This window comes from Blastococcus sp. TF02A-35, from assembly GCF_004571075.1.
Classification (GTDB): Bacteria; Actinomycetota; Actinomycetes; order Mycobacteriales; family Geodermatophilaceae; genus Blastococcus.
This window is the reverse complement of sequence record NZ_SPQP01000005.1, coordinates 79,249-105,024: the sequence shown is the minus strand read 5'-3', so window position 1 is coordinate 105,024 and position 25,776 is coordinate 79,249. Positions and strand designations below refer to the sequence as shown.

23 protein-coding genes and 2 tRNA genes are annotated in these 25,776 nt (G+C 74.7%); 20 read left to right on the top strand and 5 right to left on the bottom strand.

Annotated features, from left to right (window positions below; genetic code table 11):
• The first annotated feature begins 64 nt into the window (after positions 1–64).
• From glp to E4P43_RS03785, 4 genes are all read left to right on the top strand, one after another.
• Entirely contained in the window at positions 65–1,492 is a 1,428-nt protein-coding gene (gene glp / locus E4P43_RS03800) for a gephyrin-like molybdotransferase Glp (protein WP_209313708.1), read from the top strand.
• Between the two features lie 13 nt (positions 1,493–1,505).
• Positions 1,506–2,138, top strand: a complete 633-nt coding sequence (locus E4P43_RS03795) for a GNAT family protein (RefSeq protein ID WP_135144099.1) — start codon at positions 1,506–1,508, stop codon at positions 2,136–2,138.
• A 190-nt stretch (positions 2,139–2,328) separates the two neighbouring features.
• Positions 2,329–3,021: a hypothetical protein gene (locus E4P43_RS03790; protein WP_245158921.1), complete on the top strand. Its 693-nt coding sequence runs from the start codon at positions 2,329–2,331 to the stop codon at positions 3,019–3,021.
• A 68-nt stretch (positions 3,022–3,089) separates the two neighbouring features.
• Positions 3,090–3,163: transfer RNA gene (locus E4P43_RS03785), tRNA-Ala, on the top strand.
• A gap of 62 nt (positions 3,164–3,225) precedes the next feature.
• Here E4P43_RS03785 and E4P43_RS03780 read toward each other — a convergent pair.
• Both E4P43_RS03780 and E4P43_RS03775 read right to left on the bottom strand, forming a co-directional pair.
• Positions 3,226–4,014: an enoyl-CoA hydratase-related protein gene (locus E4P43_RS03780; protein WP_135144097.1), complete on the bottom strand. Its 789-nt coding sequence runs from the start codon at positions 4,012–4,014 to the stop codon at positions 3,226–3,228.
• Between the two features lie 53 nt (positions 4,015–4,067).
• Positions 4,068–5,576: a phospholipid carrier-dependent glycosyltransferase gene (locus E4P43_RS03775; RefSeq protein ID WP_135144096.1), complete on the bottom strand. Its 1,509-nt coding sequence runs from the start codon at positions 5,574–5,576 to the stop codon at positions 4,068–4,070.
• 54 nt (positions 5,577–5,630) lie between these two features.
• Here E4P43_RS03775 and rsmI point away from each other — a divergent pair, with 54 nt between their 5' ends.
• Entirely contained in the window at positions 5,631–6,470 is an 840-nt protein-coding gene (rsmI, locus tag E4P43_RS03770; RefSeq protein WP_135144095.1) for a 16S rRNA (cytidine(1402)-2'-O)-methyltransferase, read from the top strand.
• A 121-nt stretch (positions 6,471–6,591) separates the two neighbouring features.
• Positions 6,592–7,461, top strand: coding sequence for a DUF559 domain-containing protein (locus tag E4P43_RS03765; RefSeq protein ID WP_135144094.1), 870 nt, complete (start codon positions 6,592–6,594; stop codon positions 7,459–7,461).
• A gap of 59 nt (positions 7,462–7,520) precedes the next feature.
• Here the strand turns inward: E4P43_RS03765 and corA are convergent, their stop codons facing one another.
• Positions 7,521–8,642: a magnesium/cobalt transporter CorA gene (gene corA, locus E4P43_RS03760; protein ID WP_135144093.1), complete on the bottom strand. Its 1,122-nt coding sequence runs from the start codon at positions 8,640–8,642 to the stop codon at positions 7,521–7,523.
• Between the two features lie 122 nt (positions 8,643–8,764).
• Between corA and E4P43_RS03755 the strand changes: the two genes are divergently transcribed.
• The 8 genes from E4P43_RS03755 (at position 8,765) to E4P43_RS03720 (ending at position 17,888) form a co-directional block, all read left to right on the top strand.
• Positions 8,765–10,258 (top strand): amino acid permease, encoded by a 1,494-nt coding sequence (locus tag E4P43_RS03755; RefSeq protein ID WP_135144092.1) that lies wholly within the window; start codon positions 8,765–8,767, stop codon positions 10,256–10,258.
• Between the two features lie 106 nt (positions 10,259–10,364).
• The gene (locus tag E4P43_RS03750) at positions 10,365–11,042 is read left to right on the top strand and encodes a hypothetical protein (protein ID WP_135144091.1); all 678 of its coding nucleotides are present in this window, start codon (positions 10,365–10,367) and stop codon (positions 11,040–11,042) included.
• A gap of 48 nt (positions 11,043–11,090) precedes the next feature.
• Positions 11,091–12,884, top strand: coding sequence for a methionine--tRNA ligase (gene metG, locus E4P43_RS03745; RefSeq protein WP_135144090.1), 1,794 nt, complete (start codon positions 11,091–11,093; stop codon positions 12,882–12,884).
• A complete protein-coding gene (locus E4P43_RS03740; protein ID WP_135144089.1) occupies positions 12,881–13,777 on the top strand; it encodes a TatD family hydrolase in 897 nt (298 codons plus the stop codon). Before metG ends, E4P43_RS03740 begins: the two co-directional genes overlap by 4 nt.
• A 36-nt stretch (positions 13,778–13,813) precedes the next feature.
• Entirely contained in the window at positions 13,814–14,653 is an 840-nt protein-coding gene (locus E4P43_RS03735; protein ID WP_135144088.1) for a hypothetical protein, read from the top strand.
• Positions 14,654–15,013: 360 nt separating this feature from the next.
• Entirely contained in the window at positions 15,014–16,102 is a 1,089-nt protein-coding gene (locus tag E4P43_RS20755) for a resuscitation-promoting factor (RefSeq protein ID WP_135144087.1), read from the top strand.
• Complete coding sequence (gene rsmA, locus E4P43_RS03725) at positions 16,072–16,965, top strand: 16S rRNA (adenine(1518)-N(6)/adenine(1519)-N(6))-dimethyltransferase RsmA (RefSeq protein WP_209313707.1); 894 nt, start codon at positions 16,072–16,074, stop codon at positions 16,963–16,965. The genes E4P43_RS20755 and rsmA overlap by 31 nt, the downstream gene beginning before the upstream one ends.
• Positions 16,962–17,888: a 4-(cytidine 5'-diphospho)-2-C-methyl-D-erythritol kinase gene (locus E4P43_RS03720; RefSeq protein ID WP_135144086.1), complete on the top strand. Its 927-nt coding sequence runs from the start codon at positions 16,962–16,964 to the stop codon at positions 17,886–17,888. Before rsmA ends, E4P43_RS03720 begins: the two co-directional genes overlap by 4 nt.
• A 9-nt stretch (positions 17,889–17,897) precedes the next feature.
• On the opposite strand, the gene E4P43_RS03715 is transcribed toward E4P43_RS03720, so the two are convergent.
• Together E4P43_RS03715 and E4P43_RS03710 are read right to left on the bottom strand one after the other, a co-directional pair.
• Positions 17,898–18,482 (bottom strand): TetR/AcrR family transcriptional regulator, encoded by a 585-nt coding sequence (locus E4P43_RS03715; RefSeq protein WP_135144085.1) that lies wholly within the window; start codon positions 18,480–18,482, stop codon positions 17,898–17,900.
• A 65-nt stretch (positions 18,483–18,547) separates the two neighbouring features.
• A complete protein-coding gene (locus E4P43_RS03710) occupies positions 18,548–19,540 on the bottom strand; it encodes an acyl-CoA desaturase (protein WP_135144084.1) in 993 nt (330 codons plus the stop codon).
• Positions 19,541–19,757: 217 nt separating this feature from the next.
• Between E4P43_RS03710 and E4P43_RS03705 the strand changes: the two genes are divergently transcribed.
• The 6 genes from E4P43_RS03705 (at position 19,758) to E4P43_RS03680 (ending at position 25,631) form a co-directional block, all read left to right on the top strand.
• A tRNA-Gln gene (locus tag E4P43_RS03705) sits at positions 19,758–19,830 on the top strand.
• Positions 19,831–19,863: 33 nt separating this feature from the next.
• Positions 19,864–21,372, top strand: coding sequence for a bifunctional UDP-N-acetylglucosamine diphosphorylase/glucosamine-1-phosphate N-acetyltransferase GlmU (gene glmU / locus E4P43_RS03700; RefSeq protein WP_245158920.1), 1,509 nt, complete (start codon positions 19,864–19,866; stop codon positions 21,370–21,372).
• A 15-nt stretch (positions 21,373–21,387) separates the two neighbouring features.
• Positions 21,388–22,368: a ribose-phosphate diphosphokinase gene (locus E4P43_RS03695; RefSeq protein WP_135144083.1), complete on the top strand. Its 981-nt coding sequence runs from the start codon at positions 21,388–21,390 to the stop codon at positions 22,366–22,368.
• A 193-nt stretch (positions 22,369–22,561) separates the two neighbouring features.
• Positions 22,562–23,278 (top strand): 50S ribosomal protein L25/general stress protein Ctc, encoded by a 717-nt coding sequence (locus E4P43_RS03690; RefSeq protein WP_135144082.1) that lies wholly within the window; start codon positions 22,562–22,564, stop codon positions 23,276–23,278.
• Positions 23,279–23,364: 86 nt separating this feature from the next.
• On the top strand, positions 23,365–23,934 hold the full coding sequence (gene pth, locus E4P43_RS03685) for an aminoacyl-tRNA hydrolase (RefSeq protein WP_245158927.1): 570 nt from the start codon (positions 23,365–23,367) through the stop codon (positions 23,932–23,934).
• 191 nt (positions 23,935–24,125) lie between these two features.
• On the top strand, positions 24,126–25,631 hold the full coding sequence (locus E4P43_RS03680) for a sugar transferase (protein ID WP_135144080.1): 1,506 nt from the start codon (positions 24,126–24,128) through the stop codon (positions 25,629–25,631).
• Positions 25,632–25,776: the final 145 nt, after the last annotated feature.

Sequence of the window (25,776 nt, the reverse complement as noted above, 5' to 3'; positions counted from 1 at the left end):
CTCCGGTCCCGTCGCCGCGCGAGCCGGCGCCGGACCACGGCACGGCAGGACGACGGTGGTGAGGATGTCCGGGCAGAGCGACGGCGGCAGCAACGGAGGCGGTGGGACCCGGGGGTACCGGGACACCGCCCAGGTCGACATGCCCGTGGCGCCACCGCGTCCCACCGGTCCGGTCGCCGTCCGGCGCACCGGCCCCGTCCCGCCCAAGCCCGCGCTGACCGGCCCGGTGCCGCTGCCGGCCGACGGCCGCTCCGACGCCTCGCCGCTCGTGCGCACCGTCGAGCGGCACCTCGACGAGATCCTCGCGGCGGTGCCGCAGCCGGACCCCATCGAGCTCGCGGTGCTCGACGCCCAGGGGCTGCTCTGCGCGGAGGACGTCGTCAGCCAGCGAGCGCTGCCGTCCTTCGACCAGGCGGCGCTGGAGGGCTACGCCGCCCGCGCCGAGGACGTCGTGACCGCCAGCGTCCGCCAGCCGGTCGAGCTCGCCGTGGTGGGGGAGAGCGTCGCGGGGGCCAGCGCCCCGACCGCCATCGGGCCCGGGCTCGCGCTCAAGGTGACCGCCGGGGCGATGCTGCCGGCCGGCGCCGACGTCGTCGTGCCCGGCGTCTGGACCGACCGGGGGGCCGCGCGGGTCGCCGTCCAGGCCGGCCCGCCCGCGGGCAGCTACGTCCGCCGGGCCGGTGACGACGTCGCCCCCGGGGACCCCGCCGTCCACGTGGGCACCCCCATCGGCCCGGCCCAGATCAGCCTGCTCGCCGCCGTCGGGCGCGAGCGCGTGCTCGTGCGCCCGCGGCCGCGGGTCGCGGTGCTCAGCGCCGGCAGCGAGCTCGTCGACGTCACCGCCGTCCCGGCGCCGGGACAGGTGGTCGACGTCAACAGCTACGCGCTGGCCGCCGCGGCCCGGGACGCCGGCGCCGACGCCTACCGCTCCGGCATCCTGCCCGCCGACCAGCGCCGGCTCAGCGAGGTGCTGGAGAGCCAGCTGCTCCGCAGCGACCTGGTGCTGATCTCGGGCACGGTCTCCGGCGGGGGGATGGACATGGTGCAGGAGGCGCTGGCCCAGCTGGGGGAGATGCGGTTCCGGCAGGTCGCCATGCACCCCGGCCCCGCGCAGGGGTTCGGCCGGCTCGGCCGGGAGGACGTCCCGGTCATCGTCGTGCCCGGCGAGCCGGTCGCCGCGCTCGTGGCCTTCGAGGTGTTCGTCCGGCCTGCCATCCGGCTGATGCTGGGCAAGCGGCAGCTGTTCCGTCGCACCGTCCAGGCTATCTCCGGCCAGCAGCTGCTCTCCCCGCTGGGCTACCGCCAGTACCTGCACGGCACGGTCATGCGGCACCCGGACGGCGGCTACGTCGTCGAGCCGGTCGGCGACGCGACCGACGCCCTGCTGGCGCGGATGGCGCGGGCGAACTGCCTCATCGTCATCGACGAGGACGTCACCGAGGTGGCCGCCGGCGGTCTGGTCACCGTCATGCCGCTGCTCCTCGGCGGCTGAGCCCGCCGTCCCCGTGACAGATCCGCTGCTGCACCCCGGCTGGCCGGCCCGGCTGGCCTGGGGCCCGGTGGAGCTGCACCCGCTCCGGCGGCGCGACGCCGCCGAGTGGAGCCGGCTGCGCGTGGCCAACGAGAGCTGGCTCAGCCCGTGGGAGCCGACGGCCACGGCGCCCTGGATGCCCCGGCACAGCCCGGCGGCCTACCGGGCCATGCGGCGGACGGTCTCCCGGCGCGCCCGCCTCGGCACGTCGCTGCCGTTCGCCGTCCGGGTGGACGGGCGGCTGGCCGGCCAGGTCACCGTCGACAACATCGTCCGCGGTGCGCTGCTCAGCGGGTCCCTCGGCTACTGGGTCGACCGCGCGGTGGCCGGCCGCGGCGTCGCCTCCCTCGCCGTCGCGCTGGTCTGCGACCACGCCTTCGGGCCGGCCGGCCTGCACCGGCTGCAGGCCGACATCCGGCCCGAGAACGCGAGGAGCCGGCGGCTGGTGGAACGCCTCGGGTTCCGTCACGAGGGCCTGCTGCGCCGCTACCTGGACATCGACGGCGACTGGCGCGACCACCTCGCCTACGCGCTGCTGGCCGAGGACCTGCCCGGCGGTGCGCTGGCCCGCTGGCGGCAGATGTCGCCAGGTCGACCCGGCGACTGATCGACCCGGCGGCATAGCACGCACGGTGCCGGCCGGCGGGGCGTCCCCGGTCGACACGCCGTCTCCCGTCACACGGGTCCCACAACTCTCCGCGACACGCCCGCGCGCCTCCCGGATCGCACCCCCGTCCCTGCTTAGCCTCGCCTGGCGAGTGACTGATGTGACAGGTGGTGTTCCTATGGGATCGGGCGTGCTCTTGGCCGCTCTGGTCGTGCTCTGGTTCGTCGTGCTGGTCCCCATGGTGGTGACCCGCGGCGACGCGGAGGGCGGCCGGGTGGAGACGGCCGACGCAGGTCGGACCCTGCAGCGGCGACGGTCGGTGGAGACCGTGCGGCATGCGGAGACCGAGCGGGTGGAGATCGACCGCGAGGTCCTGCGCACCACCGGTGAGCTGAAGGTGGACGTGCACGCGATGCGGCGCCGGGCCCTCGGCGGGCTGGTGCTGGTGACGCTGGCCTCGCTGGTCGGTGCGCTGCTGCTGTCCCCGTGGCTGTGGGTCGCGCAGGGCGTGTTCTCCCTGGCGACCGTCGGCTACGTCCTGGTCCTGCGGAAGGTCGCCCGACGCGAGCGGATGGCCGCCCGCCGTGCCGCCCGCGTCGCCGCCCGCGAGGCGATGCGCACCCGTTCGGTGGCCCGGCCGGCCCCGATGCCCGCGCAGCGGACCGCGCCGCCGGTCGAGGTGCACGAGACGGTGGTGCCGGTCCTGCCGCACCCGAGCGTCCCGCTGGCCCCGGTGCACACGCTGCGCCCGGGCCGGGTCGTGGCGGCACGCACCCCCGCGCCGGCCGGCTGGCAGAACAGCGCCGTCGTCGGGCTGGACGACGACGACATCGGGTTCGCCGACATCGACGAGTACCGCCCCGCCCGGGTGGCCAACGCCTGACGTCCCCGGCTCCCCGACGCCCCCGGTGGTGGCGTCGGGGAGCGGGACCGGTAAACTCATCTCTCGAAGGGGCTGTGGCGCAGTCCGGTAGCGCACCTCGTTCGCATCGAGGGGGTCAGGGGTTCAACTCCCCTCAGCTCCACCCCGTACGTCGAAGGCCGGGCCCGAACGGGTCCGGCCTTCGACGTTCCCCGGCCCGGTGCGTCAGCGGGCGTTGCGGAAGTCGGGCTGCCGCTTCTCGACGAAGGCGCGCACGCCCTCCCGGCCCTCGGGGTCCCCGGCCGACTCGGCGATCAGCCGGGCCTCCTCGTCCAGCTGCTCCTCGAACGAGCGGGTGGCCGCGCGCCGGACCAGCGCCCGGGTCCGGACCATCGCGCGGACCGGCCCGGCGGCCACCGCGTGCGCCGTCGCCTCGGTCGCCGCCAGCAGGTCCTCGTCCTCCACCAGCCGGGCCACCAGCCCGGTGAGGTGCGCCTCCGCGGCGGTGAGCGCCTTGTTCGTCAGCATGAGGTCCAGGGCGCGGGGAGCGCCCAGGGCGCGGGCCAGCGCCCAGGAGGTCCCGCCGTCGGGCGAGAAGCCGAGCGCGCCGTACGCGGGGCGGATCTTCGTGGTGCGCCCGCAGATGACGATGTCGCAGGCGCCCATGAGACCGATGGCCGCGCCGGCGACCGCCCCCTGCACGCCGGCGACGACCGGCACCGGGCAGTAGAGGACCCGCCGGACCACCTCGTGCCAGTCGTGGGCCAGCTGCCCCACGTGCGCCGCCGGGTCCGCCGCCTCGGCGAAGGAGCGCACGTCGCCGCCCACGCAGAACCGGGGCCCGTTCGCCAGGAGCAGCACCGCCCGGGTCTGCTCGGGGCGGGCGGCGAGCGCCGCCGCGAGGTCCGCGGCGAGCCCGGGGGTCAGCGCGTTGCCGGTCTCGGGGCGGTCGAGGGTGACCCGCCAGAGGTCACCATCGGTCTCGGTGAGCACGTGCGGTCGCTCCGGCGCCATCGTCGTCCTCCCGGTCGGGGTCCCTGACGGTCACCGTAGGCGGCGGGAGGCCGCTAGAACCAGGACGGGAACCACATGCGCTGCACCCACTCGGCGTTCGACAGCGGTTCGCCGGTCAGCACCGGCCAGAAGAAGACGAACGTGCCCGCGACGATCGCGACGTAGAGGCAGGCCGCCCCCAGCCCGGCCCGCCGGCGCAGCCACGAGGCGCCCGCCGGCCCGACGACGTCCTGCAGGACCAGGGCGACGGCCAGCACGAAGAACGGCAGCACCGGCGCCATGTAGAAGATGAACATCGTCCGGTCCAGGTTGATGAACCAGGTGAGCCAGCCGGCCGCGATGCCGACGGCGAGGGTCAGCGCCGCCGGGTCCCGCCGGGCCGCGACCCGCCAGGCCAGCCACAGCATCGCCGGGGCGAAGGCCAGCCAGAGCGTGGGCGTCCCGACCATGAGGATGTAGCGGACCACCTGCCCGCCCTCTGCGTCGACGATCCCCTGCGGGTTCCACAGCAGGATCGGACGGCCGTTCACCAGCCAGGACCAGGGGCCGGACTCCCATGGGTGCGGGCTGGACAGGCCGTTGTGGAACTCCAGCCACTGGGCGTGCTCGTGCCACAGCGACCGGAGGGAGTCGGGGACCCACGGGAACGCCGTGTCCGGGTTCTGCTGGGCCCACGCCTTGCCCTGCGAGGTCTCGCCGAGGAACCAGCCGGTGAAGCTGGCCAGGTAGGCCAGCACCGGCACGACGGCCAGCGCCCACAGGGCACCGGGCAGGCCCCGGCGCGCCGCCGTCCGCGTGGGGCGGGGCACCCCGGCCTCCCGCCACGCCGCGCGGTCCCAGAACAGCGACAGGACGGCGAAGAAGGCCAGGAACCAGACGCCGCTCCACTTCACCGCGCAGGCGCAGCCGAACAGCACGCCCGCCGCGATCCGCCAGCCGCGCGGGCCGAGCCGGAAGCCGCCGGCGCCGACCTCCGCGGCGGCCCGCACGCGCGCGCGGACGACGTCGCGGTCGACCACCAGGCAGGAGACGGCGGCCAGCACGAGCACCTGCAGGAAGATGTCGAGCAGGCCGATCCGCGAGAGCGTGAACTGGAAGCCGTCGACGAGCAGCAGCACGCCGGCGAACAGGCCCACCAGCGTCGAGCCGGTCAGCCGGCGGCCCAGCCGGAACAGCAGGACGACGGCGACCGCGCCCGCCACCGCCGAGGGGAACCGCCAGCCGAGCGAGTTGTAGCCGAACAGCTGCTCGCCGGCCGCGATCAGCCACTTGCCCAGCGGCGGGTGGACGATGAAGGAGTAGCCGCGGTTGTACTCGTGACCCCAGGTCAGCAGCTGGTCGGCCTGCGGCGGGTAGTACGCCTCGTCGAACAGCAGGTCCTTCGGGTAGGTGATGCCCCACAGCCGCACGGCCAGCGCGACGAGGCCCAGCACCGCGGCGATGGCCCACGACGTCCGGCGGTCCGCGGGCAGCGGGGGGACCACCTCCCGGCGCGGGCGCGGCGGCCGGGTGCGGCGGAGCGAGGGTGCGGCGTCCACCCGCTCGGGAGCCAGCACCGCCATGCCGCCAGGGTAGGGGGGACCGGTTCCCGGCCCGGTCGTGACAGGCTCGACGTCGTGAGCGGACGGCTGGTGCTGGGCGGGGCGCCCCTGGGGCAGCCCGGGGACGTCGGTCCCCGGCTGCGTGCGGTGATGGCGACGGCCGACGTCCTCGCCGTCGAGGACACCCGGCGCCTGCACCGGCTGGCCGCCGACCTGGAGGTGACCTTCACCGGCCGGGTGGTGACCTTCCACGAGTCGGTGGAGCAGGCGCGGCTGCCGGGGCTGCTGGACGCGCTGGCGTCGGGGGCGACGGTCCTGCTGCTCACCGACGCGGGCATGCCGTCGGTCTCCGACCCCGGCTACACGCTGGTGCGGGCGGCGATCGAGGCCGGCGTCGACGTGACCTCGGTGCCGGGCCCCTCGGCGGTCACCACCGCGCTCGCCGTCTCGGGTCTCCCGGTGGACCGGTTCTGCTTCGAGGGGTTCCTGCCGCGGAGGTCGGGGGAGCGGCGGTCGACCTTCACCGCGCTGGCCGACGAGCGGCGGACGATGGTCTTCTTCGAGTCCCCGCACCGGCTGGCCGACGCGCTCACCGACGCCGCGGCGGTCCTGGGCCCGGACCGGCAGGCCGCCGTGTGCCGCGAGCTGACCAAGACCTACGAGGAGATCCGGCGCGGGGGGCTCGCCGAGCTCGCGGCGTGGGCGGCCGAGGGCGTGAAGGGCGAGATCACGCTGGTCGTGGCCGGGGCGCCCGAGCGCGTGGTGGAGCTGACGGCGGCCGAGATCGCCGCGGCGGTCTTCGCGGAGGAGGCGGCGGGAGAGACCCGCAAGGACGCGATCCGCGCCGTCGTCACCCGGACCGGGCTGCCCAAGCGCACGGTCTTCGACGCCGTCGTCGCCGCCAAGTCGCCCTGACCTTCCCGCCACGGGTGCGGTGGTCCACCTCGAGACGCCCGCATGGGGTGGACCACCGCACAGTCGGGCCGCCCTGTGGACAGCCGGGCCGGTCGGCGCGGCTGTCCGGCACGGTCTCGGGATGCGACCGGCCGCCGTCCCCGAACCCCTGCGCAGCACTGCCTTCCGCGGGTCGCACGCCGTCGCCGCCGGACTCCTCACCTGGCGGCAGCTCGACGGCCCGACGTGGCGCCGTCTCCTGCACGACGTCTACGTCCACGAGCGGCTGCCGGTGACCCACCACGTACGGGCCGAGGCGGCATGCCTGCTCCTCCCGGAGGCGGTGGTCACCGGCCGCAGCGCCGCGGTGATCTGGGACGTGCCCCTGGCGGGTGCGGACGACGAGGTGGAGGTGACCGTGCCGCCCACGAGGGGCCCGCACCGCCTGCCCGGTCTGCGGGTGCGGCGGGCAGGCATCCCGCCGGAGCACCGCTGGCGGCACGCCGGCCTGCCGGTGACGACGCCCGTGTTCACGACCGTGGCGCTCGCGGGGTCGTTGCCCGGGGACGAGGCCGTCGTCGCCGTGGACCGGATGATCGCCTCGGGCATCGTGGACCTGGCGCCGGTGCGTGCGCTCGCCGCGACCCGTCTCGGCCGCGGGTCCGTGCGCGCCCGGGCCGTGTGCGCCCTGGCCGACGGCCTCGCCGCCTCACCCCAGGAGACGCGGCTGCGCCTGCTCCTGCACCGCAGCGACCTGCCCCGTCCGGTGGCGCAGTTCCGCGTCACGGTCGGCGTCCGGTTCATCGCACGCGTCGACTTCGCCTGGCCGGAGCTGAAGGTCGCGGTGGAGTACGACGGGCTGTGGCACGCGGACCCGCAGCAGTTCGCCCGGGACCGCCGGCGGCTCAACGCGCTGAGGGCCGCGGGGTGGACGGTGGTGTTCGTGACGGCCGCGGACCTGCACCGGCCTGCGGAGCTGCTCGTGGCGGTGAGGGCCGCGCTCGGGACCTGACCGTGCGCTGGTCCACCTCAACTGGGCGCGATGACGTGGACCAGCGCACAGTCGAGGCGTCAGAGCCAGCCGTTGCGCTTGAAGCCGCGGTAGAGGAAGAAGCAGGCGCCGACGATGACCAGCCACACCATGAGGTAGCCGTAGCGCCACCCCAGCTCCGGCATGTGCTCGAAGTTCATGCCGTAGATCCCGGCGATCGCGGTCGGGACGGCGATGATGCCCGCCCACGCCGAGATCTTCCGCATGTCCTCGTTGTCGGCCATCGACGTCCGCGCCAGCGAGGCCTGCAGGATCGAGGTCAGCAGCTCGTCGAGGCCGTTGACCTGGTCGCGCACCCGGATCGCGTGGTCGAGGACGTCGCGGAAGTAGGAGCGCATCGTGTCGGGGACGACGTCGACCGGGCGCTCGGCCAGCTTCTGCAGCGGCACCTCCAGCGGGGACACCGCCCGCCGCAGCGCCATGAGCTCCCGCTTCAGCTGGTAGAGCCGCCCGATGTCGTCGGTCCGCTCCGGGCTGAAGACCGAGGCCTCCAGCTCGTCGACGTCCTCCTCCACCAGGCCGGTGACCTCCACGAAGGTGTCGACGACGAGGTCGGCGACGGCGTAGAGCACCGCCGACGAGCCGAGGCACAGCAGCTCCCGCTGCTCCTCGAGCCGGTGCCGCAGGTCGGTCAGCGGGCTGTGCTCGCCGTGCCGCACGGTGATGACGTAGTGCTCGCCGAGGAAGACCATGACCTCGCCGGTGTCGACCACCTCGCTGGTCGCGGTCAGCTCCTCGTGCTCCACGTACGTCGCGGTCTTGAGCACCATGAACAGCGCGTCGTCGTACCGCTCGAGCTTGGGGCGCTGGTGGGCGTAGACGGCGTCCTCGACGGCCAGCGGGTGCAGGTCGTACCGCTCGGCGATCGCGCCCAGCTCGTCCTCGGTCGGGGCGTACAGCCCGAGCCAGACGTAGCCGCCGCGCTCGCGGGCGACGCGCAGCGCGTCCTCCGGCGTGACGGGCTCCTGCCGGCGGCCGTCGACGTAGACCGCGCAGTCGACGACGGCGTCCACGTCGGGGCGCCGGGTGGGGGCGCGGCGCTGGCGGCCGGCCGGGCGCGGGCGCAGCGTGGGCGGCCCGTCGAGACCCCCGTCCGACGGCAGCTCGAGCGGGGCGGCCGGCGGCGTCTCACCTGCGGTCATCGCGGGCACCTCCTCGTGGGGATCGGGACGGAGGCAGCGTAGGCGTGCGGCCCCCCGCCGCCCGTGCCACGCTTCCGGGGACACTGGACGCCGGCTCCGGCCGGCCGGACGAGGAGGACCCCGTGGCCGGCACCACCCACCGCATCAAGTCGGTGGAGGAGTCCATCCGGGACACCGACGAGCCCGAGCACCGGCTCCGGAAGAACCTGTCGGGCCTGGACCTCACCGTGTTCGGCGTCGGCGTGATCATCGGGACGGGCATCTTCGTGCTCACCGGTGTGGTCGCCAAGGAGCAGGCCGGCCCGGCGGTCTCCGTGTCGTTCGTGATCGCCGGCATCGTCTGCGGGCTGGCCGCGCTCTGCTACGCCGAGTTCGCCTCCACGGTGCCGGTCGCCGGCTCGGCCTACACGTTCTCCTACGCGACCTTCGGCGAGTTCCTGGCCTGGATCATCGGGTGGGACCTGGTCCTGGAGCTGGCGCTGGGCGCGGCCACCGTCGCGGTCGGCTGGTCGGGCTACCTGGGCCAGCTGCTCAGCGACCTGGGGCTGGAGCTCCCGAGCGCGATCGCCGGGGACGACGCTCCCGTCGACGTCCCGGCGGTCGCGATCGTGCTGGCGATGACCGCGGTCCTGGTCCTGGGCATCAAGCTCTCCTCGCGGGTCACCGCGGTGATCGTCGCGATCAAGGTCGCGATCGTCCTGCTGGTCATCGCCGTCGGCGTGTTCCACCTCTCCGCCGACAACTACTCGCCGTTCGTCCCGCCGGCCCAGCCGGCCGCGGAGGGCGACACCGGCTGGCACAGCCCGCTGGTCGAGCTGCTCGGCTTCGCCCAGGGCACCTTCGGCTGGGGTGGCGTCATCGCCGGTGCCAGCATCGTGTTCTTCGCCTTCATCGGCTTCGACATCGTCGCGACCGCCGCCGAGGAGACCAAGGACCCCAAGCGGGACCTGCCCCGCGGCATCATCGGCTCGCTGCTGATCTGCACGGTGCTCTACGTGGCGGTGTCGCTGGTCGTCGTCGGCATGCAGAACTACACCGAGCTGAGCACCGAGGCGCCGCTGGCCAACGCGTTCTCCGCGCAGGGGATGCCGGTCTTCTCCGGGCTCATCTCCCTGGGCGCGCTCGCGGGCCTGACGTCGGTCGTGATGATCCTGATGCTCGGCCAGTCGCGGGTGCTGTTCGCCATGAGCCGCGACCGGCTCCTGCCGCCGGGGATGGCCAAGGTGCACCCGACCTACGGCACCCCGTACCGGATCACCATCGGCACCGGCCTCTTCGTCGCCGTGCTGGCCGGCGCGGTGCCGCTCGACGTCCTCGCCGAGCTGGTGAACATCGGCACGCTCTTCGCCTTCCTGCTCGTCTCGCTCGGCGTCGTCATCCTGCGGCGGACGCGGCCGGACCTGCCCCGGTCCTTCCGGGTGCCGTTCTCCCCGGTGCTCCCGATCGTCTCGGCGGTCGCCTGCCTCTGGCTGATGCTCAACCTCCCGGCCGAGACGTGGGGCCGGTTCCTGGTCTGGATGGCCATCGGCATCGGCGCGTACTTCGTCTACGGCCGGTCCCACAGCCGGGTGGGCAGGGCCCGCGCCGCCGAGGAGACGTCGAGCACGGCGAGCTGAGCCGCCTCACCCCGAGGGGTGAGGGTCGCGCGCCCGGCGCTCAGGTCGGGCGCGCGACCTCCCGTCCTGACCGGAGACACCATCCGCCGGTCAGGGAGAGTTCTTCGTGGCGATCAGCGTCCTCGACGTCCGCGACACCGTCGCGCCGCCGTCCGTCCGCACGCAGCGGCCGGCCGCGACCGCGGACGGCGCCGACGCCGGGCAGGCCCTGCGCCGCGTGCCCGCTCCCGCGCTGCTCGCCGGCCTGCTGTCGGTCCTGCAGGCCGTCGGCCTGCTCGCGACCGGGCTCACGCAGATCGACGGCGTGCTGGCGTCCCCCGTGCGCCCGGCCGGGCTGCTGGTCGTCGGCGGCGTCGTGGCGCTGGCCGCCTGGATCGTGCTGGCCGCCGGTGGCGGTGCCGCGCTGGTCGACGGCTCGAGCCGGCGGCTGCTGGTCGGCACCGCGTCGGTGGAGCTGTCGGTCGTCGCGCTGGCCGGCGTCGTCGCCGTCTTCTCCCCGCTCCCGGAGGCGCTGACCCTCGGCCTGCCGGCCCCGGTCGCCTTCGCCGGCGCCGTCGCCCTGCCGGTCGCCAAGCTGCTCCTCGCCGACGCCGTCACCACCCGCCGCTGGGTGGCGCAGGGGCCGCGGCCGCGGCTGCGCCGTCCGGACCCCGCGGTGGCGCACCGGGCGCTGTGCACCCTGACCCTGGGCGTCATCGGCCTGGGCCTGGCCGGCCTGGCCGTGCTCACCCCGGTCGACCCCAGCCCGGAGAGCCCCCTGTCGAGCGTCGTCTACCACCCCTGATCGGGGCGCGGGTCGGCCTGCACGAGCCGGCCCGCCTAGGCTCGTGCCGTGAGTGATCGGCACATCCTGACCGCAGTCGCCTGGCCCTACGCGAACGGGCCGCGGCACATCGGCCACGTCTCCGGGTTCGGCGTCCCCTCCGACGTCTTCAGCCGCTACCACCGCATGGCCGGGGACAAGGTCCTCATGGTCAGCGGCACCGACGAGCACGGCACCCCGATCACGGTCGCCGCCGACGCCGAGGGCATCACGCCGCGGCAGATCGCCGACCGCAACAACCGGGTCATCGTCAACGACCTGGCCAGCCTCGGGCTGAGCTACGACCTCTTCACCCGCACCACGACGGTCAACCACGCGCAGACCAGCCAGGAGATCTTCCTCGGCCTGCTGAAGAACGGCTACGTCTTCCCGAGGACGACGCTCGGCGCGATCAGCCCGTCGACCGGCCGGACCCTGCCCGACCGCTACATCGAGGGCACCTGCCCCATCTGCGGCTACGACGGCGCCCGCGGCGACCAGTGCGACAACTGTGGCAACCAGCTGGACCCGATCGACCTGGTCAACCCGGTCAGCAAGATCAACGGCGAGACGCCGAAGTTCGTGGAGGAGGAGCACTACTTCCTCGACCTGCCGGCGTTCACCCGTGCGCTCGGCGACTGGCTGGCCACGCGCAACAGCTGGCGGCCGAACGTCCTCAACTTCAGCGTGAACCTGCTGAAGGACCTCAAGCCGCGCAGCTACACCCGCGACATCGACTGGGGCGTCAAGGTCCCGCTGGACGGCTGGCGCGACCGCAACGACAAGCGCATCTACGTGTGGTTCGACGCCGTCGTCGGCTACCTGTCGGCGTCGATCGAGTGGGCCCGCCGCTCGGGCGACCCCGAGGCCTGGCGGCAGTGGTGGCAGTCGCCCGACTCCGACGCCTACTACTTCATGGGCAAGGACAACATCGTCTTCCACTCCGAGATCTGGCCCGCCCAGCTGCTCGGCTACAACGGCGAGGGCGACAAGGGCGGCACACCCGGCTCGCTCGGCCGGCTCAACCTGCCGACCGAGGTCGTCTCCAGCGAGTTCCTGACCATGGAGGGCAAGAAGTTCTCCAGCAGCCGGCAGATCGTCATCTACGTGCGCGACTTCCTCGCCCGCTACGACGCCGACGCGCTGCGCTACTTCATCGCCGTCGCCGGGCCGGAGAACCAGGACACCGACTTCACCTGGTCGGAGTTCCGCCGCCGCAACAACGACGAGCTGGTCGCCGGCTGGGGCAACCTGGTCAACCGGAGCATCTCGATGGCCGCCAAGAACGTCGGCGCCGTCCCGACGCCGGGGGACCTGACCGACGCCGACCGCGCGCTGCTGGAGACGACGCGGAGCGCCTTCGGGCCGATCGGCGACCTGTTGGCCCGCAACCGGCAGAAGGCCGCGGCCACCGAGGCGATGCGGGTGGTGTCGGAGGCCAACAAGTACCTGTCGGACCAGGCGCCGTGGAAGCTCAAGGAGGACCCGGCCCGCCGGGACACCGTGCTGCACACGGCGCTGCAGGCGATCAGCGACTGCAACACGCTGCTCACCCCGTTCCTCCCGCACTCCGCGCAGAAGGTGCACGAGGCGCTCGGCGGGACCGGCGTCTGGTCGCCGGCCCCCCGGATCGTGGAGACCGAGGACCTGGACGACGGCTCGCCGTACCCGATCATCACCGGCGACTACGACGCCGGCCAGGCGGTCTGGGCCTCCCGGCCGCTGCCCTCGGGTACGCCGCTGGCCCCGCCGACGCCGATCTTCAAGAAGCTCGACGAGTCGGTGGTCGAGGAGGAGCTGGCCCGTCTCGAGGGCACCGCGTGAGCCGGTCGGCGTCCTCCCGCGCGAACCGCCGGGGCGAGCCGCCGCCGTCCCCGGAGCCCCTCCCGGCGCCCGCCCTGGACAGCCACACGCACCTCGACATCGTCCTGGGCGAGCGGCCGGCCGACGACGAGCACGGCGAGTGGGCCTCCGACAAGGCCGTCGACGCCGAGATCGCGGCCGCCGCGGCGGTGAACGTGACCCGGCTCGTGCAGGTCGGTGTGGACGTCGCGTCGTCGCGCTGGTCGGCGGCGCTGGCCGAGCGGCACCCGAACGTGCTGGCGGCCGTGGCGCTGCACCCGAACGAGGCCGGGGCGGGCAGGGCGACCGACGACGCGCTGGCCGAGATCGACCGGCTGGCCGCGCAGCCGCGGGTGCGCGCGGTGGGGGAGACCGGGCTGGACCGCTTCCGCACCGGCGAGGAGGGGTGGGCCGCGCAGGAGGCGTCCTTCCGCGCCCACATCCGCATCGCCAAGGAGCGCGGCGTCGCGCTGGTCATCCACGACCGCGACGCGCACGAGGAGATCCTCCGGGTGCTGGAGGACGAGGGCGCTCCGGAGCACACCGTCTTCCACTGCTTCTCCGGTGACGCCGTCTTCGCCAAGGCCTGCGTGGAGCGCGGCTACGTGCTCTCCTTCGCCGGCACTCTGACGTTCGGCAACGCCGGCTACCTGCGCGAGGCCGCGGCGCTCACCCCGCCCGGGCAGCTGCTGGTGGAGACCGACTCGCCCTTCCTGACGCCGGTGCCGCACCGCGGCCGGCCCAACGGCTCCCGCCTGGTCCCGCACACCGTGCGGGCGCTGGCGGAGGTGACCGGGACCGGGCTCACCGAGCTGTGCGCCACCCTGACCGCGAACGCCGAGCGGGTCTTCGGCGCCTGGGAGAAGGACGCGTGACGCCCCTCTCCCACGAAGCAGGGGGACACTAGCGACGTGGGTCGCTTCATCGCCGTCGTCCTGTTCGTCGCCCTACTCGTGCCGGGGGTGCTGCTGGCCCGTGCATGGGGCCTGGCGTCGGGTCGGCGGGCTGTCGCCGGGGGAGCCGTCGAGCTGGTCGAGCCGACCCCCGAGGGGCTGGACACCCTCCGCCGGCAGGCCGCGCACGGACGGCGCTGGCGGCGGGCGGGGCTCCTGCTGGGCATCGCCGGCATCGTGGGCAGCGTCGTCATGTTCGCCGAGGCCTCGGTCTTCCTCTGGGTGCCCGCCCTCGCGGTCGGGCTGCTGGCCGGCGTCCTGCTCGCCGAGGCCACCCGCCCCCGGCCGCGCTGGGAGCTGACGTCGCCGGCCCGGCGCCCCCGGCAGGGCGAGCAGATCTCGGCCTGGCTGGTGTGGACGATGCGGCTCGTGGTCGCCGGTGAGCTCGTCGCCGCCTACCTGATGTGGGACGGCGGTGACCTCACGGGGCCGGCCGCGCCCGCCGTCGTCGCCGTGCCGGTGGCCGCCTGGCTCGCCGCCGAGGTCGCGCTGGCCCGGGCGCTGGTGCGGCCGATGCCCGCGGCGGGGGCTGACGTGCCCGTGGACGAGGCGCTGCGCACCTGGACCGCCCACCTGGTGACGGCGGCGGCGAGCGTCACGGCGCTCCTGCCCCTGGGCACCCTGCTCCTGTGGGCCGGCATCGACCTCGGCGACCGGGTGAGCGAGGGGCTCGACGTGCTGCCCGTGGCGCTGGTCGCCGGCGGCTTCTCCGCACTCGCCGCCGGCCTCGCGGTGGCCGGCTTCCTGGTGAGCTGGCTGCGGCCGGTACGGTCCTCCGCGCCGGCTCTCGCGTCCTGACCGGCCGGCTTCCCTGCCCGGGAGCGGCCGCGGCACACCGTGGGCTTCGTCACCGCCTTCGAGGGCCGTTGACCATGTGCCACACCCGCCCCATCCGGCACGGCGGTCACACCCTGCACCGGCGCGCCCACGGAGCGCACTGACCGGGTCCTGCTTCACTCGTCGTGGACCGTTGCCTCGCGCAGCGTGTTCGTTATCGTGTCGTGACCGACAGCCGGGATGGAGCACGACCCGGGTGGCGACGAGCGCTCCTGGACCTGGTCCCGGGCGCACGGGCCCCTGGGTCGGGACCGGTGACCGCCGCGCTTCCGAGCGCCGGCGTCGCCCTCCTGCCCGGGCTCTGTGACCACTGGAAGTGTCGTGCGCCGCTCCCTGCAGCTCAGCCTCTTCGCCCTCGTCCTCGTCGGACTGGTGGGCGGGACGCTGGCCTTCTTCATCGCCCAGAAGTCCGTCACCCTCACCGTGGACGGGCAGACCCGCGACGTCGGCACCTACGCCGACACGGTGGGCGACGTGCTGGAGGACGAGGGCCTGACCCTCACCGCGCACGACGTGGTGCTTCCGGCGCCCGACGCCCCGCTGGGCGACGGCGACGCCGTGGTGCTCAACCGCGCCCGGCCGCTCAGCCTGACCATCGACGGCGTCACGCGCGAGGTCCAGGTCACCGCGCTCTCCGTCGAGGACGCGCTCGAGCAGCTCGGCCTGCGCGGCGAGGGCATGGTCGTCTCGGCCAGCCGCAGCGAGCGCCTGCCGCTGGAGGGCATGCAGCTCACGGTCACGACCCCCAAGGAGATCGTCCTCGTCGCCGACGGCCAGGAGCGGGTCGTGGTCACCACGGCGGCCACCGCCGGCGACCTGCTCGCCGAGCAGGGGATCGCGCTCAGCGCGACCGACCGCACCAGCCTCCGCCTGGAGCAGGCGCTGCTGCACCGCATGCGCCTGCAGGTCACCCGGGTCCAGGTCTCGGACGTCACGGAGACCACCGCCGTCGCGCACGGCCGGGTGGAGACCAAGGACGACGCCGCGTTCCAGGGCGAGGAGAAGGTCACCCAGGAGGGCGTCGACGGCGAGCAACGGACGACCTGGCGCGTGACCGTGGTCGACGGCCGCGAGACCGCCCGCGAGCAGGTGGCGAGCACCGTCACGAAGAAGCCCGTCGACGAGCACGTCACCGTGGGCACCAAGCCCCGCCCCGTGGTCGCCGACGGTGGGGTCTGGGACCGGCTCGCCAAGTGCGAGGCGGGTGGCAACTGGGCCATCAACACCGGCAACGGGTACTACGGCGGGCTCCAGTTCAACCCCGGCACCTGGGCTGCCTACGGCGGCCAGGGGCTGCCCCACCAGAACAGCCGCGAGCAGCAGATCGCGATCGCCGAGAAGGTCGTGGCCAAGAGCGGCGGGTACGGCGCGTGGCCCGGGTGCGCCAAGAAGCTCGGCCTCCCGCGCTGAGCACCCCGCCTGAGCAGGCCGACGGGCTGCTGGGACCGGCCGCGATCCGCGAGCTGGCCCAGCAGCTCGACCTGCGTCCCACCAAGACCCTCGGGCAGAACTTCCTCCACGACGCCAACACCATCCGGCGGATCGTCCGCACGGCCGGCGTGCGGCCGGACGACGTCGTGCTCGAGGTCGGCCCGGGCCTGGGCTCTCTCACCCTCGGCCTGCTGCCCGCCGCCGCGCGCGTGACCGCCGTGGAGATTGACCCCCGCCTGGCGGCGCTGCTGCCGGCCACGGTGGCGGCCCGCCGTCCCGACCTGGCCGACCGGCTGACCGTCGTGGAGGCCGACGCGCTGCGGGTGACCGAGCTGCCGGGCCCGGCGCCCACCGCGCTGGTGGCCAACCTCCCGTACAACGTCGCCGTCCCGGTGCTCCTGCACCTGCTGGAGCTGCTGCCGACGCTGGGCAGCGCGCTGATCCTCGTGCAGGCGGAGGTCGCCGAGCGGCTCGCGGCGGCCCCGGGGAGCGACGCGTACGGCATCCCCTCGGTCAAGGCCGCCTGGTACGGCGAGGTCCGGCGCGCGGGCAACGTGGGCCGGCGGGTCTTCTGGCCCGAGCCGAACGTCGACTCCGGCCTGGTGTCGCTCGTCCGCCGGCCACCGCCGCCGGGCGACCGGCGGGCCACCTTCGCCGTGACCGACGCCGCCTTCGCCATGCGCCGCAAGAGCCTCCGCGCCGCCCTGGCCCGCTGGGCCGGGAGCCCGGCGGCGGCGGAGGCGCGGCTCCGGGCGGCCGGCATCGACCCCTCGGCGCGGGGCGAGCAGCTGTCGGTCACCGACTTCGCCCGGCTGGCGGCCACCGACCCGGTGCCGGCGTGACCGTCGTCGTCGCCCGGGCGCCCGCGAAGGTCAACGTCCACCTGGGCGTCGGCCCGCTGCGCGAGGACGGGTTCCACGAGCTGCACACGGTCTACCTGGCGGTGTCGCTGTTCGACACGGTCAGCGTCCGGCCCGGCGAGGGCCTGTCGCTGACCGTCTCCGGCGAGGGGACCGGCGTCGCCGGCGGCCCGGGCGCGGTGCCGGGGGACCGGTCCAACCTCGTCTGGCGCGCCGCCGAGCTGCTGGCCGAGCAGGCCGGCGTCCCCGCCGACGCCGCGCTGGACGTCGCGAAGACCATCCCGGTGGCCGCCGGTCTCGCCGGGGGCAGTGCCGACGCGGCCGCCGCGCTGGTGGCCCTGGACGCCTTCTGGGGGACGCGGGCGGCCCGCGAGGACCTGCTGGCCCTCGCCGCCCGGCTCGGCAGCGACGTGCCCTTCAGCCTGGTCGGCGGGGTGGCCCTCGGCACCGGACGCGGCGAGCAGGTGTCACCCGTCCTCGCCGGCGGGCGGTCGCACTGGGTGCTGGGCATCGCCGGCGAGGGGCTGTCCACGCCCGCCGTCTACGGCGAGCTGGACCGGATGCGGGCCTCCGGCGCGCTGCCGGAGGTGGCCGGGCCGGCGCCCGCGGAGCCGGTGGTCGCCGCCCTGCGCGGGACCTCGCCGACCGACCTCGCCGGGGCGCTGGCGAACGACCTGCAGGCGCCGGCGCTGGCCCTGCGGCCCGACCTCCGCCGCGCCCTGCGGGCGGCGACCGACGCGGGCGCCCTCGCTGCGCTGGTGAGCGGCTCCGGGCCGACCGTGGCGGCGCTGGCCCGCGACGAGGCGGCGGCCGTGCGGCTCGCCGCTGAGCTGGCCGGCGTGGGGGTCTTCCGCACCGTGCGGGCCGTCAGCGGGCCGGTGCCCGGCGCCCGCCTCGTCGCCTAGGCGGCAGGGTCAGCCCGTCCGCGGGCCGAGGTGCGACAGGCCGTCGTAGGCCAGGCCGACCAGGTGGGCGGCGACCTCGCGCTTGCCGGGGGAGCGCGTGTCCAGCCACCACTGGCCGGTGAGCGCGACCATCCCCACCAGCGCCTGGCTGTAGAGCCCGGCGAGGCCCACGGGGTACCCGCGCTCGGCGAAGTGGGCCTCGAGGATGTGCTCGACCTTGCGGGCCACCTCGCCGAGGAGCGAGCCGAACGGCCCTGCTCCGCTGGTGACGGGCGCGTCCCGGGTCAGCACCCGGAAGCCGTCGGTGTCCTCCTCGATGTAGTCCAGGAGCACCAGGGCGGCCCGCTCGAGCAGCTCGCGCGGGTGCCCGGGCTCGGACAGCGCCGTGGTGAACCGCTCGAGCAGCCGGCGCATCTCGCGGTCGACGACGTCGGCGTGCAGGCCCTCCTTGCCGCCGAAGTGCTCGTAGACGACCGGCTTGCTCACCTCCGCCCGCGCGGCGATCTCCTCGACCGACGTGGCGTCGAAGCCCTTGCTGGCGAAGACCCCGCGGCCGACGTCCAGCAGCTGGCGGCGGCGCTCCGGCCCAGACATGCGCACGCGCGAGCGGCCGGCCGGAGCGTTCGCTCCGGCCGGCCGCTCGTTCGGTGCCGGGATGCTCAGCTCGCGGCTGAGGCGGGGACCCGCCGCTTGGCGGCGAGCCGCACCGGGTCGGGCCACTTGACGTTCCAGGCCCAGCCGAGCTTCTCGAAGGCCCAGATCACGCGCGCGCTGATGTCGATCTGCCCGCGCAGCACGCCGTGGCGGGCGCACGTCGGGTCCGCGTGGTGCAGGTTGTGCCACGACTCGCCGGCGCTGAGGATCGCCAGCGGCCAGAAGTTCGTCGCGCGGTCACGGCCGGGGGAGACGAACGGCCGGTCGCCGACCACGTGGCAGACGGAGTTGATCGACCAGGTCACGTGGTGCAGCAGGGCGATGCGCACGAGGCCGGCCCAGAAGAAGGCCGTCCAGGCGCCGGCCCAGCTCGCCGTCACCAGCCCGCCGATGACGGCCGGCAGGAACAGGCTGATGCCGGCCCAGACGACGAACATCTTGTCCGTGCGGACCAGCGCGGCGTCCTTCAGCAGGTCCGGCGCGTAGCGCTCCATGTTCGTCTTGCGCCGCTCGAACAGCCAGCCCAGGTGCGCGTGGAACATGCCCTTGAGCAGCGAGCGCAGGTCCGTGCCGTACCGCCACGGGGAGTGCGGGTCGCCGTCCCGGTCGGAGAAGGCGTGGTGCCGCCGGTGGTCGGCGACCCACTGCACGACCGGGCCCTGGATGGCCATCGACCCGGCCACGGCCAGGGTCAGCCGCAGCGGGCGCTTGGCCTTGAAGGAGCCGTGCGTGAAGTAGCGGTGGTAGCCCACCGTCACGCCGAGCAGGGTGAAGAAGTAAAAGCCGACCGCCAGCCCCACGTCCAGCCAGGAGAGCCCCCAGCCCCAGACGGCCGGGACCACCGCCGCCAGGGCGAGGAACGGCACGACCACGATGACGTAGAGGGTGACGATCTCCAGCACGCTCTTGCGCCGGCCGATCGCGTTGGCCGGCAGCCCGGCGTGCGGCGCGGCGTGGCGCGGAGGAGACGTGGGCCGGGTACGAGCAGGAGCGGACAAGGGGCCTCCGGGGGCGACCGACGGGGGGAACGGCGGGCGCACGTCGGGCCCGGCTGCGTGGCCGTAACCTACGGCACCGTAGGGCGGACGGCGACCCGGCCGGGTCGCCACCGCACGCCACCCGGCGCCGGGCGGGTGCCCCGGCCACCGGCGGGCCCTAGGCTCGCGGGGAGCGCCGGCCGGTCCGGCGCCCCCGGGCCGCCCGCGGGCCCGGGGATGGGGGATGGGGTAATCGGCAGCCCGCCGGCCTTTGGAGCCGTGCAGTCTCGGTTCGAGTCCGAGTCCCCCAGCGAGCACCGCGCCGACGCCGACCGAGGAGTTCCGTGACCCACGCCCAGCCGGTCCCCACCCCCGCCGCGCCGACGGTGGCCGCCGTCGTGGTCCTCGCCGCGGGCCAGGGGACCCGCATGCGCTCCGCCACCCCCAAGGTCCTGCACCCGCTCGGCGGGCGCAGCATGCTCGGCCACGTCCTGGCCGCCGCGTCGCCGCTGGCGGCCGGCGTCACCGTCGTGGTGGTCGGCGCGGGCAGGGAGGCCGTGCGCGACCACCTGGCCCAGGTGGCCCCGGAGGCCCTGCCCGTGGTGCAGGAGGAGCAGCGCGGGTCGGGGCACGCCGCCGCGGTCGCCCTCGCCGCCGTCCCGGACCTCACCGGGCCGGTCCTGCTGGTCAACGGGGACGCCCCGCTCCTGCGGCAGTCGACCGTCGTGCGGCTCGTGGACGAGCACCTCCGCCAGGGGAACGCGCTCACCGTCCTCACCGCCGAGGTCGAGGACCCCACCGGGCTGGGCCGGATCGTCCGCGACGCCGACGGGTCCGTCCGGGCCATCGTCGAGCAGCGCGACGCCACCGAGGAGCAGCGCGCGATCCGCGAGATCAACGCCGGGGTCTACGTCGGCGACGCCGCCGCCGTCCGGTCCGCCCTCGGCCGGATCGACGCCGACAACGACCAGGGCGAGCTCTACTTCACCGACGTCCTGGGCCTGCTGGTCGGGGACGGCGCCCGGGTCGGCGGCGTGATCGCCGAGGACCCCGACGACGTCCTGGGCTGCAACGACCGCGTCGAGCTCGCCGCCCGCCGCCGCACCCTCAACGACCGGGTCCTCGACGAGCTGATGCGCAGCGGCGTCACCGTCGTCGACCCGCTGACGACGTGGGTCGACGTGACCGTCACCGTCGGCCGCGACGCCGTCCTCGAGCCGGGCACGCACCTCCAAGGGATGACCTCCGTCGGTGACGCTGCCCACGTGGGGCCGGACACCACGCTGGTCGACACCGAGGTGGGGGAGGGGGCGTCGGTGGTGCGCGCCCACGCCGTCGGCGCACGGGTCGGCCCGCAGGTCTCCGTCGGCCCCTTCGCCTACCTCCGGCCCGGGACCGACCTCGGTGCCGGCGCGAAGGTCGGGACGTTCGTCGAGACCAAGAACGCGCAGGTCGGGGAGGGGTCGAAGATCCCGCACCTGTCCTACGTGGGCGACGTGACGATCGGCCGCGGCACCAACATCGGGGCGGCCACGGTCTTCGTGAACTACGACGGCGTGGCCAAGCACCACACCACGATCGGCGACCACGCCCGCACCGGTGCCGACAACATGTTCGTGGCGCCGGTCACCGTGGGGGATGGCGCCTACACCGCCGCAGGGTCGGTCATCACCTCCGACGTGCCCCCCGGGGCGATGGCCGTCGCTCGGGCGCAGCAGCGCAATGTGGCAGGCTGGGTACGTCGCCGACGGCCCGGTTCGCCCGCTGCGCAGGCCGCGGAAGCGGCCGAGAACCAGGCCGGGGCACCCCGGGAGGAGTCGTCCGGTCCCTCCCGTGCGGACCACGACAGCTAGGGATACGCGAAGCCGATGAGTGCGATCCGGCAGACGACGAACAAGAGCCTGATGCTCTTCTCCGGTCGGGCCTACCCGGCGCTGACCGACGAGATCGCCGGCCACCTCGGCGTCACGCCGACCCCCACCGCCTCGTACGAGTTCGCCAACGGCGAGCTGTTCGTGCGCTTCGAGGAGTCGGTGCGCGGCTGCGACGCCTTCGTGGTGCAGAGCCACACGGCGCCCATCAACACCTGGCTCATGGAGCAGCTGATCATGGTCGACGCGCTCAAGCGCGCCTCGGCCAAGCGGATCACCGTCGTCGCCCCGTTCTTCCCGTACGCGCGGCAGGACAAGAAGCACCGCGGCCGCGAGCCGATCTCCGCCCGGCTGGTCGCGGACCTGTTCAAGACCGCCGGGGCCGACCGCCTCATGGCCGTCGACCTGCACACCGCGCAGATCCAGGGCTTCTTCGACGGCCCCGTCGACCACCTCTTCGCGATGGACCTGCTGGTCGACGAGGTCAAGCGCAAGTGGGGGCACTGCGACCTGACCGTCGTCTCCCCGGACGCCGGCCGGGTCCGGGTGTCGGAGCGCTGGAGCGACAAGCTCGGCGGCACGCCGCTGGCCTTCATCCACAAGACCCGCGACGTGACGCGCCCCAACGAGGTCGTGGCCAACCGCGTCGTCGGCGAGGTCGAGGGCCGGGTCTGCATCCTGGTCGACGACATGATCGACACCGGCGGCACGATCGTGAAGGCCGCCGACACCCTCTTCGCGCAGGGCGCGGCCGACGTCGTCATCGCCGCCACCCACGGCGTGCTGTCCGGCCCCGCGGTCGACCGGCTCAAGAACAGCCGGGTCAGCGAGGTGCTGATCACCAACACGCTGCCCATCGAGCCGGCGCGCCAGTTCGACAAGCTCACCGTGCTCTCCATCGCCCCGCTGCTGGCCCAGGCGATCAAGGCGGTCTTCGAGGACGGCTCGGTCACGAGCCTCTTCGGCGGCGAGAGCTAGGCGCAGGGCCGCCCTCGCCCCCCGCGCCGCGGGTCCCCGGAGGGCGGCCGCGGCGGATCGCGTATCGTGGGCCGCGTTGCCCGGCGAGGGAGCGGTCCATCCGACTCCGTGATCGACGTGCGTGTGCCCCGCGAGGTGTGCTGCGCCGGTCGCCGGCCCGCAGACCGAATCACCTCCTGAGGAGCACACCACCGTGGCTGACTACCGCCTCGAAGCCGAGACCCGCACCGAGTTCGGCAAGGGCAGCGCCCGTCGCACCCGCCGTGCCGGCCGCGTCCCCGCCGTCCTGTACGGGCACGGCCAGGACGTCGTCCACCTGTCGCTGCCCGCCCGCGAGTTCGCCGCGGCGCTGCGCAACGGCGGCTCCAACGTGCTGCTGACCGTCGTCCTCGACGGCAAGGAGCAGCTCGCCCTGACCAAGGCCGTGCAGCGCGACCCGCTGACCCGCGTGCACGAGCACGTCGACCTGGTCATCGTCCGCCGCGGCGAGAAGGTCACCGTGGACGTGCCGGTGCTGACCGTCGGCGACACCACGGCCGACGTCCTCGTGAGCATCGAGCTGAACACCGTCTCGGTCGAGGCCCTGGCCACCGCCATCCCCGAGTCGATCGAGGTCGACGTCACCGGCCGCGCCGCCGGTGAGGGCGTCACCGCCGGTGCGCTGACCCTGCCCCAGGGCGCGACGCTGATCACCGACCCCGAGGCCCTCGTCGTCAACCTGATGGCGGCGCCCAGCGCCGAGGCCCTCGAGGCCGAGCTGGAGCAGGCCGAGGCCGAGGCCGGTATCGAGCGCGAGGAGTCCGACGAGGCTGCCGAGGGCACCGGCCAGGGCGACGTCGTCCCCGAGCCGCAGGACCAGGGCAGCGGCGAGTCGATGGACTCGGCGGAGAAGTCCGCCGACAACGGCTGAGGCATCCGCTGACCGAGAGCACGAGCCACAGGGGCGCCGGCACCGCCGGCGCCCCTGCGGCGTCCCCGGCGCCGGAGGGGCCGTTCCTGGTCGTCGGGCTGGGCAACCCCGGGCCGGGCTACGCCGGCAACCGGCACAACGTGGGCGCGATGGTCCTCGAGGAGCTGGCGCGCCGGGCCGGGATCAAGCTCGCCCCCGGGAAGGGCGCCCGTGCGCGGGCCGTCTCCGGCGAGGGCCGGCTGGCCGGGCGCCGCGTCGTGCTGGCCCAGCCGCTGACCTACATGAACGAGTCCGGCGGGCCGGTGCGCGGCCTCCTCGACTACCACAAGCTGCCGCCCGAGCAGCTGGTCGTGCTCCACGACGAGCTCGACATCCCCTTCTCCGCCGTCCGGCTCAAGCGCGGGGGCGGCGAGGGCGGGCACAACGGCCTGCGCTCGATCAGCCGGAGCACCGGCACCAAGGACTACCTGCGGGTGCGCGTGGGGATCGGCCGCCCGCCCGGCCGGCAGGACCCCGCCGACTTCGTCCTCAAGGACTTCTCGTCCACCGAGCGCAAGGAGCTCGACCTGCTCCTGGTCGAGGCCGCCGACGCCACCGAGCTGCTGCTCACCTCGGGCCTCGAGGCCGCCCAGAACCAGGTGCACCCCCGCAGCTGACCCGTCCGGGGCGGACCGCGCGGTCCGAACGGGTGAAGCGTGACGCTCCGCATTGACGGTTCTGCTGACTCTCTGTGAGTGTTGCCGCGAATCAGCACCACTAGGTAGCGTGAAGTCGCTGCTCACAGGCTCGGGTCCTCCGGCTCGGGCATCGGGCGACTACGCTGCGTAGCTTCGCTCCGGGGGGACGCATGCTTCTCGACCGCCAGCAGGCGAGCAACGGGGCGGTGATCCTGCCGGGGGCACCGGCAGCGTCCACCGCCGTCGCCCTGCCGCGCCCGCGGTCGCTCGCGCGTCGCTCCGCCCCGTCCTGGGTTCGCTCCTACACCGTCGCGCTGGTCTCGGTGGAGACGCTGGCGGCGGCGGCCGCCGGCGCCGCGGTCCTGGTCGCCCGCACGACCCCGGCGGGCCCCAGCACGGTCCTGTTCTGGGCGGCCCTGGCCCTGGTCGTCGCCTGGCCCGTGCTCCTCGGGTGCACCGGCGCCTACGCCGAGCGGGCGTACGGCACCGGCAGCGACGAGTACCGCCGGGTCGCCCGCGCGGGCTTCCTCCTCCTGGCCATGGCCAGCTTCCTGTCCTACGCGGCCGCCCTGGAGCTGAGCCGCGCGCTCGTCGTCGTCGCCATCCCCGTGCTGACCGCGGTCAGCCTGCTCGTCCGGTACGCGGCGCGCACCCGGCTGCGCAGGCTCCGGGCGCAGGGGCGGTGCACGAAGAAGGTCGTCGTCGTGGGCCGCGGCGGAGCCGTGCTGGAGCTGGTCACCCGGCTGCAGCGCCAGCAGTACGCGGGCCTGGAGGTCGTCGCGGCCGCCGTGACCCCGGCCGACCGCATCCGGGTCGCCGAGCGGGCCGGCGTGCCCGTCGGCGGGCTCGACGACGTGCTGGCCCTCGCCGAGTCGCACGACGCGGACACGATCGCCGTCACCTCGGCCAGCGAGACCGCCGCGCAGTACCTCCGGGAGCTGTCCTGGCAGCTCGAGGGCACCGGCATCGAGCTGCTCGTGGCCCCCGGCCTGATCGAGGTCGCCGGCCCGCGGCTGCACATCCGGCCCTTCGAGGGGCTGCCGCTGCTGTCGGTCGAGGAGCCGTGCTTCGAGGGCTGGCGGCGGGTCGTCAAGGGCGGGGTGGACCGTGCGGTGGCCGCCCTGGCGCTGCTGGTGCTCGCCCCGGCGCTGCTGGTCATCGCCGCCGCCGTCCGGTTCACCAGCGCGGGACCGGTGCTCTACCGCCAGGAGCGGGTGGGGCTCAACGGGCGCACGTTCACGATGCTGAAGTTCCGCAGCATGGTCGTCGACGCCGACCGGCAGCTGGACGCCCTCCGGGCCGACAACATCTCCGACGGGCTGCTCTTCAAGCTCCGCGCCGACCCGCGGGTGACGCCGGTGGGCCGGCTGCTCCGCCGGCTCTCCCTCGACGAGCTGCCGCAGCTGCTCAACGTGCTCGGCGGCTCCATGTCGCTGGTCGGCCCTCGTCCGCCGCTCCCGGCGGAGGTCGCCCGCTACGACCGCTCGGTGAGCCGCCGGCTGCTGGTGAAGCCCGGGCTCACCGGTCTGTGGCAGATCTCCGGCCGCAGCGACCTCTCCTGGGAGGAGTCCGTGCGCCTCGACCTCCGCTACGTGGAGAACTGGTCGATGGCCCTGGACGTGCTGATCCTCTGGAAGACCGGGCGGGCCGTCCTCTCCCGTTCCGGGGCGTACTGACCTGACCCTCCCGGGCGTCACTCGCACGGGTCACGGCCGCCCGGGGATCGGTACCGGCGAGCGCCGGATCGGCGAAGCTCCTGGTGAGAGCGCCTCTGGACGCCCGCCGCAGCGGTGGGCGGGCCGGGGCCCACAGGAACGGACG